The following is a 14,673-nucleotide window of genomic DNA, read 5'->3' as shown; positions in this document are numbered from 1 at the left end:
CACAGGGCTCCGTTCTGCTTTTTCATTGGCCGCCAATCCGGTCCATCAGCTCCTCCACGGCCTGGCCCACGCCGCCGTCGTTGTTGGAGCCGGTCACCATGTCCGCCGCCTGACGGGCCAGGGGCGAGGACTTGGCCATGGCCACGGAACAGCCCACCCATTCGAACATGTCCAGGTCGTTGTCGCTGTCCCCCAGGGCCAGCACCTCTTCGGCGTCTATCCCCAGGTACCCGCACAGGAACTGGAGGGCGTGCCCCTTGGTGGCGTCGATGTGGCTGATCTCAATGTTCCCATTCCCGGGATAGGCCAGCACACACAGGTCACCCAGGGCCTCCACCCGGGTGCGGATCAGCTCCATGGTCTCGTCGTCCGGGATGAAGTCCACGTCCAGCTTCTCCGTCATCCGCTCCCCGATGGCAGTCTCCAGATCCTCCACCACGTCGTCATACTTGGCCCGCAGGAAGTCAAAATCCGAGGCGGGCGGGTGGGCCGTGATGATGGCCCGCTCGGCGTAGATGCGGTTGTCACAGTAGACCTCAATGAGGGGCTTGAAGGGCCGCAGCACCTCCAGAATGGCCCGGCGCTTGTCCGGGTCAATTCCCGTCTCCGCCAGCATCTTCCGGGTGGCGTAGTCGGTCACCGCGCCCCCCAGAGAAGAGATGATATAGCTCACGCAGCCCAGCTGCTCCGCCGCGTCCTCCATCATCACCATGGACCGGCCGCTGGCCAGCACAATTTTGGCCCCCTTCTCCGCCGCACGCCGCAGGGCACGGATGTTCCGCTCATGCACCGTGGCGCTGTCCGAGGAGAGCAGGGTGCCGTCCAAATCCACCGCAATCAGCCGGATGCTCATACCGTTTCCGCCCCCTCTTCCCCGCCGAACAGGCGGTCCAAATCCTCACGGGTGACAGCGTCCGTGTTCAGCAGGGAGAGCACGTTCACCGTCACATCATACCGTCTCACCAGAGTGTCCGGCTTCCAGCCCACACCCCGGGCGCCGTCCACCGTCCCAAGCCGGGTGATGGAAAGGGCAGCCGACTGGCCGCCGCACGCGATCAGCGCCTTCACATGGCCCGCCACCGCGCCGTCCACCGCCAGAGGCTGGGCCACCGCCGCCAGCCTGGCCGCCACACGGTTGGCCACCTCCGCAGCGGTGGCCGGCTCCGGCAGATGGACCGTCCATTTTCCGCTGAGCACCAGCGCGTTGTCTACCAGGCTGTGGGCCGGGTCGCCTGCGTGGTCGTGGTCATGGTGGTGATGATGATGGTCATGGTCATGGCACCCGCAGGTGCAGCCGGGACCGTGGCTGTGGTTCTCTTCATGGACATGGCCGCTCACTGTGCCTCACCTACCCCTTCCAGAATGGTCTGCCAGAGAACCGTGTCCTCCGTTTTTTCGGCGCTGACCGTCCGTATCCGGGCGCCGGGCGCCCAGCCGGCAATCAGGTCCAGCTGCTCCTGGGTGGGCTGGACCACGTCCGCCTTGTTGACCAGCACCAGCTCCGCACCCCTGAGCTGCCGCTCCAGCACCGGGGCCATGACCCCGCTGAGCATGCCGAACCGGGACGCGTCCACCACGGACACCGGATGGACCGGGATGTCCGGACGGCCGTACCGGCTCAGGACGGAGAGCACGTCGGTCATCAGGGCCAGACCGGTCATCTCCACCACCAGCCAGTCCGGGTTCACCTCGTCCGCAATCTGTCCCACGGCCTGGACCAGGTCCCCGGAGATCTCGCAGCAGACGCAGCCGCCGAACAGGGGCGTCACCCTGATTCCCGTCTCCCGCACAAGGGCGTCGTCCACGCCCAGCTGGCCAATCTCGTTTTCTATGACCGCAGAGGTCCCTCCCACCTGGGAGATGGCCCGGATGACACGGTTGAGCACCGCGGTCTTGCCGGAGCCGAGAAATCCGCCCAGCAGAAGCATTTTCATTGTCTGTCCCCACCTTTCGGCCTTATTATCCACTTTTGATTGTACCCTACCGGCGCCGCTGCCGCAAGGTAATTTCGTACGCTCTTGGCCGTTTCCGTCCCCGCCTGCCCCCTGCCCCGGATTTTTCGGGTTGCCACATTTCCCCCGCCGGATTATAATATACGGGATACAAAAATTACCGGGCGGCGGGACACAGCCGGTTCCTCCGCCTTCGGAAAGGATGGAATGCAGATGGAAGGACGCTCCAGCGGAATCCTTCTCCCCGTCTTCTCTCTGCCGGGTCCCTACGGCGCCGGCACCATGGGCAAGGAAGCCCGCAACTTTATCGACTTTCTGGCCTCGGCCAACCAGCACTACTGGCAGATTCTCCCCCTGGTGCCCCCGGGCGGAGGTGACTCCCCCTATATGTCCCCCTCCTCCTTCGCGGGCAACCCCTTCTTCCTGGACCTGGGCGAGCTGGCCGAGGAGGGGCTCCTCACCCGTGACGAGCTGCTCTCCGCCCAGCTGGACAGCCCCGACCGGGTGGACTACGACTTCCTCCGCCGCACCCGCCTCCCCCTCCTGCGCAAGGCGTGGGAGCGCGGCAGGGAGCTGTGGGCCCCCCGCATCCAGGCCTTCTGTACCTTCGCCCACTGGGCGGAGGACTACGCCCGCTTCTCCGCCCTGCGGGAGGAGCTGGACCTGCCCCCGGCTGAGTGGCCCTCCCCCGCGCCCGAGCCGGGCGAGGACGACGTCAACTTCCACCTCTTCCTCCAGGCCGCCTTCTTCCGCCAGTGGCACGCCCTCAAGCGGTACGCCAACGAGAGAAACGTATCCATCATCGGCGACCTGCCCATCTACGTCTCCGAGGACAGCGCCGAGTTCTGGGCCCACCCCGAGCTGTTCCAGATTGACGAGAAGGGGCATCCCGCCGCTGTGGCGGGAGTTCCACCCGACGCCTTCTCCGAGACCGGCCAGCACTGGGGCAACCCCCTCTACGACTGGGAGGGCCACCGGAAGGAGGTCTTTGACTGGTGGGTGGAGCGGATGGCCTGGGCCGCCGAGCTGTACGACGTGGTGCGCATCGACCACTTCCGCGCTTTCTACAACTACTGGTCCATTCCCGCCGGGGATAAGGTGGCCACCTACGGCCACTGGGAGCCCGGCCCCGGCATGGAGCTCATCCACCGCTTCCACAAGGAGGTGCCCGGCCTGGACATCATCGCCGAGGACCTGGGCGCTCTGGAGGAGGATGTGCTGGAGTTCATCGCCAAGAGCGGCCTGCCCGGCATGAAGGTGCTGGTCTACGCCTTTGACCCCTGCGGCGAGAGCGCCTACCTGCCCCACAACTGCCAGCCCGACTCGGTGGTGTACACCGGCACCCACGACACCCCCACCTTTGTCCAGTGGCTCTTCCAGGAGGCCTCCCCCGGTGAGCGGGACTATGCCATGCGCTACCTCCGCCTCCGGGAGGACGAGGGCTACGGCTGGGGCGCCGTGTGCGGCGCCTGGAGCACCATGAGCCGCCTGGCTATGGCGCCCATGCAGGACCTGCTGGGTCTGGGCGCGGACGCCCGCATGAACACCCCCGGCACCGCAGGCCCCCACAACTGGACCTGGCGCTGCCGTGCCGCCGCCTTCAACCCCGATGTGGCCCGCAGGCTGGCCGATATCACCAGGACCTACCGCAGAGGGTAAATTCGCTTCTCAAACATACGGGCATTAAAAAAGAGGTCTCCGCACACAGCGGAGACCTCTCCTTTTATATTATGGTTATTCCCAGGGCTGGAACTGGGCGTCCAGCACGTCCTTCCGGTGGAAGGCCACATAGTCCGGAGATGCCTCGGGGCAGTGCTCCCGGATGGCAGACACAATCAGCTCCGGGTTCAAGCCCGGGTTCTGGGCCCGGATGATGAGGTCCAGGGCGATGGTGTCCCGCCGTCCCTCCACGGTGAACTTGGCGATGAGGGGAATCAGGTCCACCTCCACCTGGCCGCTCTTGGCCTTCTTGGACTTCTTGATCACCACCAGGCTCTCCCGGCTCAGCAGGTCCCGGATGGCGGTCTCCGCCCCAAAGGGCGCGCCGTTCTCGTACTCCAGGGTGACGATGTAGTTGACGTAGGTCAGGGCCTTCACAGGCTTGGCCGCCTCGTAGCACTTCTGCACCATAATTCCCTCGGGCAGCACCGCGTTCATCCGCCCGGGCACCTGGGAGAGCTCCGCGCCGCCCCGCAGCTCAAACTCCAGCACCTCGCACTGGCTGGAAAAGCCCACGGACAGAGGCAGCGGAATGGACACAAAGGCGTGGGGATTGAAGCCCTCGGTGTGGGTGATCTCAATCCCGGCACGGAGGAAGGCCCGCTGGAAGGTGCGCATCAGGTCCAGGTGGGAGATGTACTTGGCCCGCCCGGTCTTGGAAAAACGCAGCCGGTTACTATTCCGCATCGCACTTACCTCCCGGATAGAGCTTGTCCGCCCCGCAGCCGGTGCACTGCTTCCGGCAGTCGGGGGTAATCCTGTTCTGGTAGCACTGCTCCCGCTCACGCCACAGGAAGGGCTTGCGCACGCCGGTGGAGATCATGTCCCAGGGCAGAATCTCGTCCTTGTCCCGCTGGCGGGTGGCGTAGAAGTCCATGGACAATCCGCAGGCGGCAAAGGCGTCCTGCCAGCGCTGGAAGTCAAAGTACTCGCTCCAGGAGTCGAACTTGGCCCCGTTCCGCCAGGCCTCCTCGATGACGTCGGCCACACGGCGGTCACCCCGGGCAAACACCGCCTCCAGCACGCTGGTGTCCGGGTCGTGCCAGTTGTAGCTGATGGAACGGCCCCGCATGTTGTCCCGCAGCAGCTTCACCCGCCGCTGGTACTCCTCCATGGAGATCTGCGCCTCCCACTGGAAGGCGGTGTGGGGCTTGGGCACAAAGAAGGAGGTGGAGACCGTAATCCGCACGCCGCGGCGGGGCTCCGGCGTGGTCTCACGCCAGGCCTGATACACCTTCTCCGCCAGGTCGGCAATGCCCAGCACGTCCTCGTCGGTCTCGGTGGGCAGGCCCAGCATGAAGTACAGCTTCACCGACGACCAGCCGCCTGAGAAGGCGGTACGGCAGGACTGGAGCAGGTCCTCCTCGGTGACGTTCTTATTGATGGCGTCCCGCAGGCGCTGGGTACCCGCCTCGGGCGCAAAGGTCAGTCCGGACTTCTTGCCGTGCTGAAGGCGGTGCATCAGGTTCATGGAGAAGTTGTCCGCCCGCAGGGAGGGCAGCGCCAGGCTCACCTTCTCCGGCTCGCACCACTCCAGCAGCCCGTCGCACAGCTTGAGCAGGTGGCGGTAGTCGCTGGTGGACAGGGACGACAGGGTCATCTCCTGGTAGCCCGAGTCCTTGCAGGCCTCAATGCCGTACTTCACCAGCAGCTCCGGGTCGCGGGACCGGACGGGCCGGTAGGCGTACCCCGCCTGACAGAACCGGCAGCCGCGGATACAGCCGCGGAACACCTCCAGAGTCACCTTGTCCTGGGTGATCTCAGTGGAGGGCACGATGGTCTTGACCGGGAAATAGGACTTGTTAAAGTCCTGGACAATCCGCTTGGTCACCACCTCGGGCGCGCCGTCCCGGGGCGTGATGGCCGCCACAGTGCCGTCCTCATGGTAAGAGATATCATAGAGGGAGGGCACGTACAGCCCGGGAATCTTGGCCGCGGCCAGAAGGAACTCCTCCTTCTCCCAGCCCTCGCTCTTGGCCTTGCGGTACAGCTCCAGCAGCTCCACCGACACGTCCTCACCCTCGCCCAGGGAGAAGATGTCCACAAAGGGGGCCAGCGGCTCCGGGTTGAAGGCGCAGGTGCCGCCCGCTACGATAATAGGAGACAGCGCATGCCGCTCCTCCGCCCGCACGGGCAGACCGGCCAGGTCCAGCATATTAAGCACGTTGGTGTAGGCCATCTCGTAGCCCAGCGAGAAGCCGATGAGGTCAAAATCCGCGATGGAGTCGCCGCTCTCCAGGCCGTAGAGAGGCAGGCCCTCGGCGCGCATCTCCTCCTCCATGTCCCCCCAGGGGGCGAACACCCGCTCACACCAGCACCAGGGCAGGTTGTTCATCACGCCGTAGAGGATGCGCACACCCAGATTGGACATGCCGATTTCATAGGTATCCGGGAAGCAGAGGGCATACCGCACCTCCACCTTCCGCCGGTCCTTGACCACCGCGTTGTATTCTCCGCCCGTGTACCGGGCAGGCTTCTGCACCCTGGGCAGGATGCGTTCCAGACTACGATTCATGACAAACCCCCGTCAGTCCGTTCCATTTTTCGTTAACCGTTATATTCTACCCTTTATATGTGCGCTTGGCAAGTCCATTTTCTGCTTTTTCAAACTTATTTCGCCGCCCAGCACCCTTTTTGGTGGTTTCTTCCTCCTGCCGGAGCTCACCGCCCACACCTGGCTCCCCTCTTTTTTCTCATTTTGCAATTTTGTAGTTGACAAGCCGACCAGGATGTGATATTATTCTTTTCGCATCTGATTGGAACCCGGGCGTGGAGAGATGTCCGAGTGGTTTAAGGAGCCGGTCTTGAAAACCGGTGACTCGCAAGAGCCGTGGGTTCGAATCCCACTCTCTCCGCCATTTTTTCTCTTCGAAAAATGGACAAGAGAGTTGTAAGATGCACATGCGCATCCCGGCCGATACGCAGAAGTACCCAAGTGGCCGAAGGGGCTCCCCTGCTAAGGGAGTAGGCGGGTAAAACCGTGCGAGGGTTCAAATCCCTCCTTCTGCGCCAAAAACCCGAAGTCTTTGATTTCAAGGACTTCGGGTTTTTTCTTTTTTATTCCGTCCATTTATTTCCTCACCGCTCTCCTGTTCTGTCGTCCTTCCGGGTGCTTCGTCCCTTTTCGACCTTCCTCGCCCCCTATATTCTCTATACTGGAGGCATGGAAAAAGGAGGGTTTTCTATGGATTCCATCAAAAAGCGCCTTCTCCCCCTGCTCGTCTCCCTGGTGCTGCTCTGTTCCTGCGCTGCCGGTACCGTCTCCGTCTCCCCCAGCGCGTCTCCCGCCGGTCCGTCCGCCGTCCAGGTGCAGTCCACCGGCACCCCTGCCCTGACTCCAGACCAGCCCGACCCGTCTCCGCTCCAGTCAGACGTCTCCCCCAGTCCTTCTGCCCCGGCGCCGGATCCCTCTCCCACTCCTTCCGGCCCGGTCCCGGAGCCCTCTCCCAGCACAGCTCCGGTCTCGGAATCCCCTGTCACGACCCTCTCGGAGGAGCCGGTGGAGGTAGTGGTCTATGTCACCAGGACCGGTGAGAAGTACCACTCGGACGGGTGCCAGTACCTCAGCAGGAGCCAGATTCCCATCTCTCTTGAGGAGGCCAAAGCCAGCGGCTATACCCCCTGCTCCAAATGCCATCCGCCCAGGTGACGGACGCCCCATGTCTCCGCCGCCCACAGCAAAAAAATCCGGCCCGGTCCCTTTCGGGACTGGGCCGGACTGTTTTTTGTGTGTCTGCTCCATGCCCGGCTGAGGGGCACGGAACAGGTTGTCCCCACTCCTGTGGGGTTTGCGGTACGGAAGGTTACTTTCACATCAATTACGACGGTACATCCCCACCCATGTGGGGCGCGGAAAGCTGTATTACCGTGCGGCGGCGGTGCGCTCCTGGGCGATGTTCAGGGCGTGGTCGCCGATACGCTCAAAGTCGGTGAGCAGCTCGGAGAAGAGGATGCAGGCCTCGTCGGAGCAGGAGCCGCTCTTCATGCGGTCCAGCTGGTTCTGACGGAACTCTGCGGTCATGTCGTCAATGCGCTGCTCCAGCTTTTCCATGGAGCTGAGCCAGCCCTGGGACACGTCGGCGTCGGCGGCCAGGGTGTCCAGCGCCTCCAGGCACACGTCCCGCATCTCCCGCAGCTCGTCCTTGGCGCCCTCGGAGAAATGGATGCCCTTCTTCTCCATCATGGTGCTGTACTCACAGATATTCACGGCGTGGTCGCCGATGCGCTCGATGTTGCCGGTAATCTTGAAGTAGGCGGACACGGCGGCGGAGTCGGTCTCATTGGTCTCGTGGGCGATGACCTTGGAGATATACTGGGAGATCTCCTTGTTCAGGTAGTCGATATAGGTCTCGGTCTCCTCGGCCTTTTCCAGCAGCTCAGGCTTGACCTCCAGCACAGCCTGGAAGGCCAGGTCGATATTGCCCCGGGCCTTGCCCAGCATGCGGTGGAGCTCGCTGCGGATCTGGTTGAGGTAGATAGCGGAGGTACCGATGGCGATGGAGCGGTCCTTGTCCACGGTGATGGGCTTGAGGTACTGCAGGTGCATACCCTCCTCCTTCTCCTCCTTCCGGTCGGGAAGGATGTGCATGGCCAGGTTGACCAGATGACCGCCCACAGGCAGGAGCAGCAGGGTGGTGACCACGTTGAAGAGGGTGTGCATGTTGGCAATCTGGGCGGCAGCATTGTCCGGCGTCAGGTTCGCGACAAAGCGGGTCAGAGGTGTAGACATACAGGCAATGGTGAAGATGATAGTACCGATAATATTAAAGGAGAGATGGATAACGGTGGTGCGCTTGGCATTGCGGCTGGTGCCGATGGCGGCCAGCACGGCGGTGATGCAGGTACCGATGTTCTGGCCGAAAAGGACATACACAGCCGTAGGCAGTGTCACCACGCCGCTCATGGCCAAGGCCTGAAGGATGCCCACCGACGCAGAGGAGGACTGGATGATGGCGGTGAAAATGGCGCCGGTGAGAATGCCCACCAGGGGGTTGGAGAAAGTGGACACCAGGTTAATAAAGGTCTGGGAATCCCGCAGGGGCTCCATGGCGGCGCTCATCATGTCCATGCCGATGAACAGGATGCCCAGACCGGCCAGGATGCTGCCGATGTGGTGGACTTTTGGATTTTTCATGAACACCATGGGCGCAATGCCGAGGAAAGCGAGCAGCGGGGCCAGTACGCCTACGTCCAGGGCGATGAGCTGACCGGTGATGGTGGTGCCGATGTTGGCGCCCATGATAATCCACACGGCCTGGCGCAGGTTCATCATGCCCGAGTTGACGAAGCCCACCACCATGACCGTGGTGGCGGAGGAGGACTGGATGACGGCGGTGATGACCGCGCCCACCAGCACGCCCAGCAGGCGGTTGGAGGTGAGCTTCTCCAGGATGCTCTTCATGCGGTTGCCCGCGGCGGCCTCCAGGCCGGAGCTCATCATCTGCATTCCGTGGAGGAACAGGGCCAGACCGCCCAACAGACTCAATATGTCGGTAATTTTCATTCTCTTTCTCCTTACTCCTTACACACAGTTCTTTTTCCGCCGGTTTCGACAAAAAGAAAAAAGAGTACAGCCCGCCTCCCGGAAGCCCGGAACGCAGGTCATACTCTCAGATTTCTCTTATTCTGTCCGGCAGCTGATGCAGGCGCCAGCACGCGGCGTCATCCATCATGTGCATAACCCTCTCTTAAATCATGTTCATCAGACGATACGGGTAAAGTATATCAAATTGTAAAATCCAGCGTCAATAGACTTTACAATAGTTTTACATTCTCGCTGCAAAACTCCTATTTTCTCTGTGCTTCCTTCTTGTGTCTTTGTTGAAACTGTGGTACAATTTTTTTACTAAAAAAAGGAGGACCGCTATGGCAACGCTGAAAGAGCTCTCTGACCGCACGGGCTACTCCCCTGCCACCATCTCCCGGATTCTGACGGGGGATCCGTCGCTTGCGGTCAGCGATGAGGCAAGAAAGCGGGTGCTGGAGGAGGCGGGGCGTCTGGATTATGCCGCCACCCGCAGCCGCCGGGGACGGACGCCCAAGGTACTGCTGCGGGTGGGCGTGGCAGAAATGCTCACGCCCGAGCAGCAGCTGGCCGACCCCTATTACCTCTATCTGCGCAATTTTGTGGAGCAGGCGTGCGGGGAGCGCAAGTACGCCTTTCTCCCGCTGGAACGGCGCGGCGAGGAGGACTTTGCCCCGCCGGAGGGCGCCGCGCTGGACGGCATCATCGCCATCGGAATTTTCACCCGGGAACAGCAGGCGGCTCTGGCCGCCATTCACCCCAACCTGGTGTTTCTGGACTCCTCCCCCGATGAGGCCCGTTTTGACTCGGTGGTGCTCAACTATGCCCTGGGCATCCGCCTGGCCCTGGACCATCTCCTCTCCCTGGGCCACACCCGCATTGGCTTCATCGGCCCGGCGGAGAAGCTGGGGGACTGCAAGGAGCCTGCCCCCGAGGTGCGGCGGAGCTGCTTTATGTCCATGATGGAGGAGCGGGGCCTGCTGGACCCCTCCCTGCTGGTGGAGGCCCCCATGGAGAGCCGGGCCACGGCGGCAGCCATGTCCGCCTTCCTGGACCGGTGCCCCAATCCGCCCACCGCCTTCCTGGCCGCCAACGAGGAGAACGCCATGGGCGCCAGCCGTGCCCTGGAGGCCAGAGGGCTGTCGGTGCCCGGAGACGTGTCCCTGGTCTCCTTCAACGACACCCCCCTGTCCCAGCTCATGACCCCGCCCCTCACCTCGGTGTCCACCCACGCCGACGAGATGGCCCGCACCGCCGTGGGCCTGCTGGGGGAGCGCTGCTCCTCCGTGGCGGGCCGCCCGGTGCGTACCCTGCCCCAGAAGGTGGTGGTCCCCCCCACCCTGGCCGTCCGCGAGAGCACCGCAGCCCCTGTTTCAAGGTAAATTCTGCCCCCTTCTTTGCTTTTCTGCACAATTGGGCCGTCTGTTTTTGTGTGGAACGCTGAACTTGCGGAAAGGGCAAATATTGCAGTTGAATTTTTAGTAAAAATTAAATATACTAAAGGCACGATAAGGCATCACCATAATTTGATTTGGGAGTGATTGCACATGCTTTCCTGTAAAACTCTGATGGATCAGCTCTCCGGCGGCACCTGGGACGAGCGACTCAATCACCTGTACTGCTGCAATGGCGGCGAAAAACTGGAGGCCGTCCGCGCCCGGGCCATTGAGGCCGTGAAGCGCTACCAGGAGCTCTTCTCAGCCGGGGACGACGTCCAGGTGGCCCTGTTCAGCAGCCCCGGCCGCACCGAGCTGGGCGGCAACCACACCGACCACCAGCACGGCTGCGTGCTGGCCGCCAGCGTGAACATGGACATGCTGTCCGTAGCCGCCCCCAACGGCACCAATCAGGTGCGCATCCACTCGGAGGGCTACCCGGTACTGACGGTGGACCTGTCCAATCTCTCCCCCGTTGAGAGCGAGAAGGAGACCTCCGCCTCCCTGGTGCGGGGCGTGGCCGCCCGGATGACCGAGCTGGGCCAGGCTCCCGCAGGCTTTGACGCCTACGTCTGCTCCTCCGTGCCCGCCGGGTCCGGCCTGTCCTCCTCCGCCGCCTACGAGGTGCTGGTGGGCACCATCTTCAACGTGCTCTTCTGCAATCAGGTCTTTACCCCCGTCCAGGTGGCCCAGATTGGCCAGTACGCCGAGAACGTGTTCTTCGGCAAGCCCTGCGGCCTGATGGACGAGACCGCCTCCGCCGTGGGCGGCGTGGTGTCCATCGACTTCCAGGACCCCTCCGCCCCCGTGGTGCGCAAGGTGGACTTCGACTTCCCCGCCACCGGCCACACCCTGTGCATCATCAACTCGGGCGCCGACCACGCCGACCTGACCGACGCCTACGCCGCCATCACCAACGAGATGAAGTCGGTGGCCGCCTGCTTCGGCAAGGAAGTGCTGCGCGACGTGGACGAGACCACCTTCCGGGCCACCATCCCCGAGCTGCGCAAGGCTCTGGGCGACCGGGCGGTGCTGCGGGCCATCCACTTCTTCGACGAGAACCGCCGGGCTGTGCAGGAGGCCCAGGCCCTGGAGAAGGGCGACTTCGCCGCCTTCCTGGCCCTGGTGCGGGCCTCCGGCATGTCCTCCAGCCTGTACCTCCAGAACACCTTCGCCCCCTCCGACCCCAAGCAGCAGGCCATCCCCATGGTGCTGTGGGCCGCTGAAGAGGTGCTCCAGGGCACCGGCGCCGTCCGGGTCCACGGCGGCGGCTTCGCCGGCACCGTCCAGGCCTTCGTGCCCAACGACAAGCTGCCCGCCTTCCTCTCCGCTATGGAGGAGCTGCTGGGCAAGGATATGTGCCACATGCTGTCCATCCGCCCCGAGGGCGGCTGCCTGGTGGCGGGCTGAGCCGCAGGCAATCAAAAAACTAGGAGGTAATTTCCATGGCGATTCTGGTATTGGGCGGAGCCGGGTACATCGGCTCCCACACGGTATATGAGCTCATCGACGCCGGCCGGGACGTGGTTGTGGCCGATAACCTGCAGACCGGCTTCAAGGCGGCGGTCCACCCCAAGGCCCGGTTCTATCAGGCGGACATCCGGGACCGCGCCGCCATGGACGCCCTGTTCGAGAAGGAGAACATCGAGGGCGTCATCCACTTCGCCGCCTCCTCCCAGGTGGGCGAAAGCATGAGCGACCCCCTCAAGTACTACGACAACAACCTGGGCGGCACTATGGTGCTCCTGGCCTCCATGGTGGCCCACGGTGTGGACAAGATTGTCTTCTCCTCCACCGCCGCCACCTACGGTGAGCCCGAGCAGGTGCCCATCCTGGAGGGCGACAAGACCCAGCCCACCAACTGCTACGGCGAGACCAAGCTGGCCATGGAGCACATGATGAGCTGGGTGTCCCGCGCCCACGGCCTGCGGTACGTGGCCCTGCGGTACTTCAACGCCTGCGGCGCCCATCCCTCCGGCGCCATTGGCGAGGCCCACAACCCGGAGACCCATCTGGTGCCCATCATCCTCCAGGTGCCCAACGGCCAGCGTGAGGCGGTGAGCGTGTTCGGCGACGACTATCCCACCCGGGACGGCACCTGCGTCCGGGACTACATCCACGTCACCGACCTGGCCCAGGCCCACATCCTGGCGCTGGACTACCTGCTCCAGGGCGGGGAGAACAACGTGTTCAACCTGGGCAACGGCGTGGGCTTCACCGTCAACGAGGTCATCGAGTGCGCCCGCAAGGTGACCGGCCACCCCATCCCCGCCGTGGTCTCCCCCCGCCGTGCCGGCGACCCGGCCCAGCTGGTGGCCTCCTCGGAGAAGGCCAAGACCGTTCTGGGCTGGAAGCCCCAGTACGACAATCTGGAGACCATCATCTCCACCGCCTGGGCCTGGCACAAGGCCCACCCCAACGGCTACAACGCCTGACGGGCCAACAATAAAATGTGAGGTTGATAGACATGATCGACACCGCCATTGCAAGCCTGGTGGCCTACGCCGAGCGCACCGGCCTGATTGAGCCCTGCGAGCGGAACTGGGCCGTGAACACCCTGCTGGAGGCCCTCAAGCTGGACAGCTACACCGCCCCCGAGACCCCCGTGTCCGGGGACATCGACCTGGCCGCCGTGCTGGGCGAGCTGATGGACGACGCCCACGCCCGTGGCGTACTGCCCGAGGACTCCGTGGTCTACCGTGACCTGTTCGACACCATGCTCATGGGCCGTCTCACCCCCCGCCCCGCCCAGGTGGTGGAGAAGTTCAAGACCCTCTACGCCCAGAGTCCCCAGAAGGCCACCGACTGGTACTACCAGTTCAGCCAGGACACCAACTACATCCGCCGGGACCGGATTGCCAAGGACATGAAGTGGGTCACCCCCACCGAGTACGGCGACCTGGATATCACCATCAACCTCTCCAAGCCGGAGAAGGACCCCAAGGCCATCGCCGCCGCCCGCAACCTGCCCGCCTCCGCCTATCCCCGCTGCCAGCTGTGCGCCGAGAACGAGGGCTACGCCGGCCGGGTCAACCACCCCGCCCGTGAGAACCACCGCATCGTGCCCATCACCATCAACAACTCCCCCTGGTTCCTGCAGTACTCCCCCTACGTCTACTACAACGAGCACTGCATCTGCCTCAACAGCGAGCACACCCCCATGAAGATTGACCGGGCCTGCTTCGCCAAGCTGCTGGACTTTGTGGGCCAGTTCCCCCACTACTTCGTGGGCTCCAACGCCGACCTGCCCATCGTGGGCGGCTCCATCCTGGCCCACGACCACTTCCAGGGCGGCCACTACACCTTCGCCATGGCCAAGGCCCCCATTGAGCAGGAGTTCACCTTCCCCGGCTTTGCCGACGTCAAGGCCGGCATCGTCAAGTGGCCCATGTCGGTCATCCGCATCTCCTGCGGCAACCCGGAGCGGCTGGTGGACCTGGCCGACCGCATCCTGGCCTCCTGGCGCGGCTACACCGACGAGGCCGCCTTCATCTTCGCCGAGACCGAGGGTGTGCCCCACAACACCATCACCCCCATCGCCCGCATGCGGGACGGCCGCTATGAGCTGGACCTGGTGCTGCGCAACAACATCACCACTGAGGAGCACCCCCTGGGCGTGTACCACCCCCACGCCGAGCTCCACCACATCAAGAAGGAGAACATCGGCCTCATCGAGGTCATGGGTCTGGCCGTGCTCCCCGCCCGCCTGAAGGAGGAGCTGACCGCCGTGGCCGACGCCCTGGCCTCCGGCGCCGACCTGCGCGCCGACGAGCGCACCGCCAAGCACGCTGACTGGGCCGAGGGCTTCAAGGGCAGCTACACCATCACCGCCGACAACGCCCTGGACATTGTCAAGCAGGAGACCGGCAAGGTCTTTGCCACCGTCCTGGAGCACGCCGGTGTGTACAAGCGCACCGACGAGGGCCGCGCCGCCTTCCTCCGCTTCCTGGAGCAGGTGTAAGAGGGTCGTCAAACGATAAAATGCCGCTGGTCACTGTAAAGGTTTTCCCTTCACAGTGACCAGCGGCTTTGTTTTTCAATA

At 63.6% G+C, this 14,673-nt stretch carries 12 protein-coding genes and 2 tRNA genes; 8 read left to right on the top strand and 6 right to left on the bottom strand.

What is annotated here, in order from left to right:
* Window positions 1-22 precede the first annotated feature (22 nt).
* From ACOX7T_RS09640 to ACOX7T_RS09630, 3 genes are read right to left on the bottom strand one after another with little or no spacing between them, the layout of a single operon-like run.
* A complete protein-coding gene (locus tag ACOX7T_RS09640) occupies window positions 23-853 on the bottom strand; it encodes an HAD family hydrolase (RefSeq protein WP_433442197.1) in 831 nt (276 codons plus the stop codon).
* Window positions 850-1,338, bottom strand: a complete 489-nt coding sequence (locus tag ACOX7T_RS09635) for a hypothetical protein (protein WP_433442195.1) — start codon at window positions 1,336-1,338, stop codon at window positions 850-852. The genes ACOX7T_RS09640 and ACOX7T_RS09635 overlap by 4 nt, the downstream gene beginning before the upstream one ends.
* Window positions 1,335-1,934 (bottom strand): GTP-binding protein, encoded by a 600-nt coding sequence (locus ACOX7T_RS09630; RefSeq protein WP_433442193.1) that lies wholly within the window; start codon window positions 1,932-1,934, stop codon window positions 1,335-1,337. The genes ACOX7T_RS09635 and ACOX7T_RS09630 overlap by 4 nt, the downstream gene beginning before the upstream one ends.
* 231 nt (window positions 1,935-2,165) lie before the next feature.
* On the opposite strand from ACOX7T_RS09630, the gene malQ reads away from it, so the two are divergent.
* The gene (gene malQ / locus ACOX7T_RS09625; RefSeq protein WP_433442191.1) at window positions 2,166-3,611 is read left to right on the top strand and encodes a 4-alpha-glucanotransferase; all 1,446 of its coding nucleotides are present in this window, start codon (window positions 2,166-2,168) and stop codon (window positions 3,609-3,611) included.
* 75 nt (window positions 3,612-3,686) lie between these two features.
* Here the strand turns inward: malQ and ACOX7T_RS09620 are convergent, their stop codons facing one another.
* Window positions 3,687-4,358: a TIGR03936 family radical SAM-associated protein gene (locus ACOX7T_RS09620; RefSeq protein ID WP_433442189.1), complete on the bottom strand. Its 672-nt coding sequence runs from the start codon at window positions 4,356-4,358 to the stop codon at window positions 3,687-3,689.
* Window positions 4,348-6,186, bottom strand: coding sequence for a TIGR03960 family B12-binding radical SAM protein (locus tag ACOX7T_RS09615; RefSeq protein WP_433442187.1), 1,839 nt, complete (start codon window positions 6,184-6,186; stop codon window positions 4,348-4,350). The genes ACOX7T_RS09620 and ACOX7T_RS09615 overlap by 11 nt, the downstream gene beginning before the upstream one ends.
* 256 nt (window positions 6,187-6,442) lie before the next feature.
* On the opposite strand from ACOX7T_RS09615, the gene ACOX7T_RS09610 reads away from it, so the two are divergent.
* From ACOX7T_RS09610 to ACOX7T_RS09600, 3 genes are all read left to right on the top strand, one after another.
* Window positions 6,443-6,529 (top strand) — tRNA-Ser (locus tag ACOX7T_RS09610).
* Between the two features lie 63 nt (window positions 6,530-6,592).
* Window positions 6,593-6,683: transfer RNA gene (locus ACOX7T_RS09605), tRNA-Ser, on the top strand.
* A gap of 172 nt (window positions 6,684-6,855) precedes the next feature.
* On the top strand, window positions 6,856-7,320 hold the full coding sequence (locus ACOX7T_RS09600) for a hypothetical protein (RefSeq protein ID WP_433442185.1): 465 nt from the start codon (window positions 6,856-6,858) through the stop codon (window positions 7,318-7,320).
* A gap of 213 nt (window positions 7,321-7,533) precedes the next feature.
* Here ACOX7T_RS09600 and ACOX7T_RS09595 read toward each other — a convergent pair whose 3' ends face one another.
* Window positions 7,534-9,174, bottom strand: coding sequence for a Na/Pi cotransporter family protein (locus ACOX7T_RS09595; RefSeq protein ID WP_433442183.1), 1,641 nt, complete (start codon window positions 9,172-9,174; stop codon window positions 7,534-7,536).
* Between the two features lie 362 nt (window positions 9,175-9,536).
* Between ACOX7T_RS09595 and ACOX7T_RS09590 the strand changes: the two genes are divergently transcribed.
* From ACOX7T_RS09590 to galT, 4 genes are all read left to right on the top strand, one after another.
* Entirely contained in the window at window positions 9,537-10,577 is a 1,041-nt protein-coding gene (locus ACOX7T_RS09590; protein ID WP_433442181.1) for a LacI family DNA-binding transcriptional regulator, read from the top strand.
* A gap of 165 nt (window positions 10,578-10,742) precedes the next feature.
* Window positions 10,743-12,041 carry a galactokinase gene (locus ACOX7T_RS09585; RefSeq protein WP_433442179.1) on the top strand — a complete coding sequence of 433 codons (1,299 nt, stop codon included), beginning with the start codon at window positions 10,743-10,745 and terminating at the stop codon, window positions 12,039-12,041.
* 35 nt (window positions 12,042-12,076) lie between these two features.
* Window positions 12,077-13,066, top strand: a complete 990-nt coding sequence (galE, locus tag ACOX7T_RS09580) for a UDP-glucose 4-epimerase GalE (RefSeq protein WP_433442177.1) — start codon at window positions 12,077-12,079, stop codon at window positions 13,064-13,066.
* 32 nt (window positions 13,067-13,098) lie between these two features.
* A complete protein-coding gene (gene galT, locus ACOX7T_RS09575; RefSeq protein WP_433442175.1) occupies window positions 13,099-14,592 on the top strand; it encodes a UDP-glucose--hexose-1-phosphate uridylyltransferase in 1,494 nt (497 codons plus the stop codon).
* Window positions 14,593-14,673: the final 81 nt, after the last annotated feature.

The organism is Pseudoflavonifractor sp. (assembly GCF_050943825.1).
Classification (GTDB): Bacteria; Bacillota; Clostridia; order Oscillospirales; family Oscillospiraceae; genus Pseudoflavonifractor.
This window is presented reverse-complemented; position numbering and strand designations above follow the sequence as displayed.

What these genes read in the sequence shown, in the direction of transcription:
- ACOX7T_RS09590 (WP_433442181.1), top strand. Translation starts at nt 9,537, where the DNA reads ATGGCAACGCTGAAAGAGCTCTCTGACCGCACGGGCTACTCCCCTGCC.
- ACOX7T_RS09595 (WP_433442183.1), bottom strand. Translation starts at nt 9,174, where the DNA reads ATGAAAATTACCGACATATTGAGTCTGTTGGGCGGTCTGGCCCTGTTC.
- malQ (WP_433442191.1), top strand. Translation starts at nt 2,166, where the DNA reads ATGGAAGGACGCTCCAGCGGAATCCTTCTCCCCGTCTTCTCTCTGCCG.
- ACOX7T_RS09630 (WP_433442193.1), bottom strand. Translation starts at nt 1,934, where the DNA reads ATGAAAATGCTTCTGCTGGGCGGATTTCTCGGCTCCGGCAAGACCGCG.
- ACOX7T_RS09615 (WP_433442187.1), bottom strand. Translation starts at nt 6,186, where the DNA reads ATGAATCGTAGTCTGGAACGCATCCTGCCCAGGGTGCAGAAGCCTGCC.
- ACOX7T_RS09600 (WP_433442185.1), top strand. Translation starts at nt 6,856, where the DNA reads ATGGATTCCATCAAAAAGCGCCTTCTCCCCCTGCTCGTCTCCCTGGTG.
- ACOX7T_RS09640 (WP_433442197.1), bottom strand. Translation starts at nt 853, where the DNA reads ATGAGCATCCGGCTGATTGCGGTGGATTTGGACGGCACCCTGCTCTCC.
- ACOX7T_RS09585 (WP_433442179.1), top strand. Translation starts at nt 10,743, where the DNA reads ATGCTTTCCTGTAAAACTCTGATGGATCAGCTCTCCGGCGGCACCTGG.
- galE (WP_433442177.1), top strand. Translation starts at nt 12,077, where the DNA reads ATGGCGATTCTGGTATTGGGCGGAGCCGGGTACATCGGCTCCCACACG.
- galT (WP_433442175.1), top strand. Translation starts at nt 13,099, where the DNA reads ATGATCGACACCGCCATTGCAAGCCTGGTGGCCTACGCCGAGCGCACC.
- ACOX7T_RS09620 (WP_433442189.1), bottom strand. Translation starts at nt 4,358, where the DNA reads ATGCGGAATAGTAACCGGCTGCGTTTTTCCAAGACCGGGCGGGCCAAG.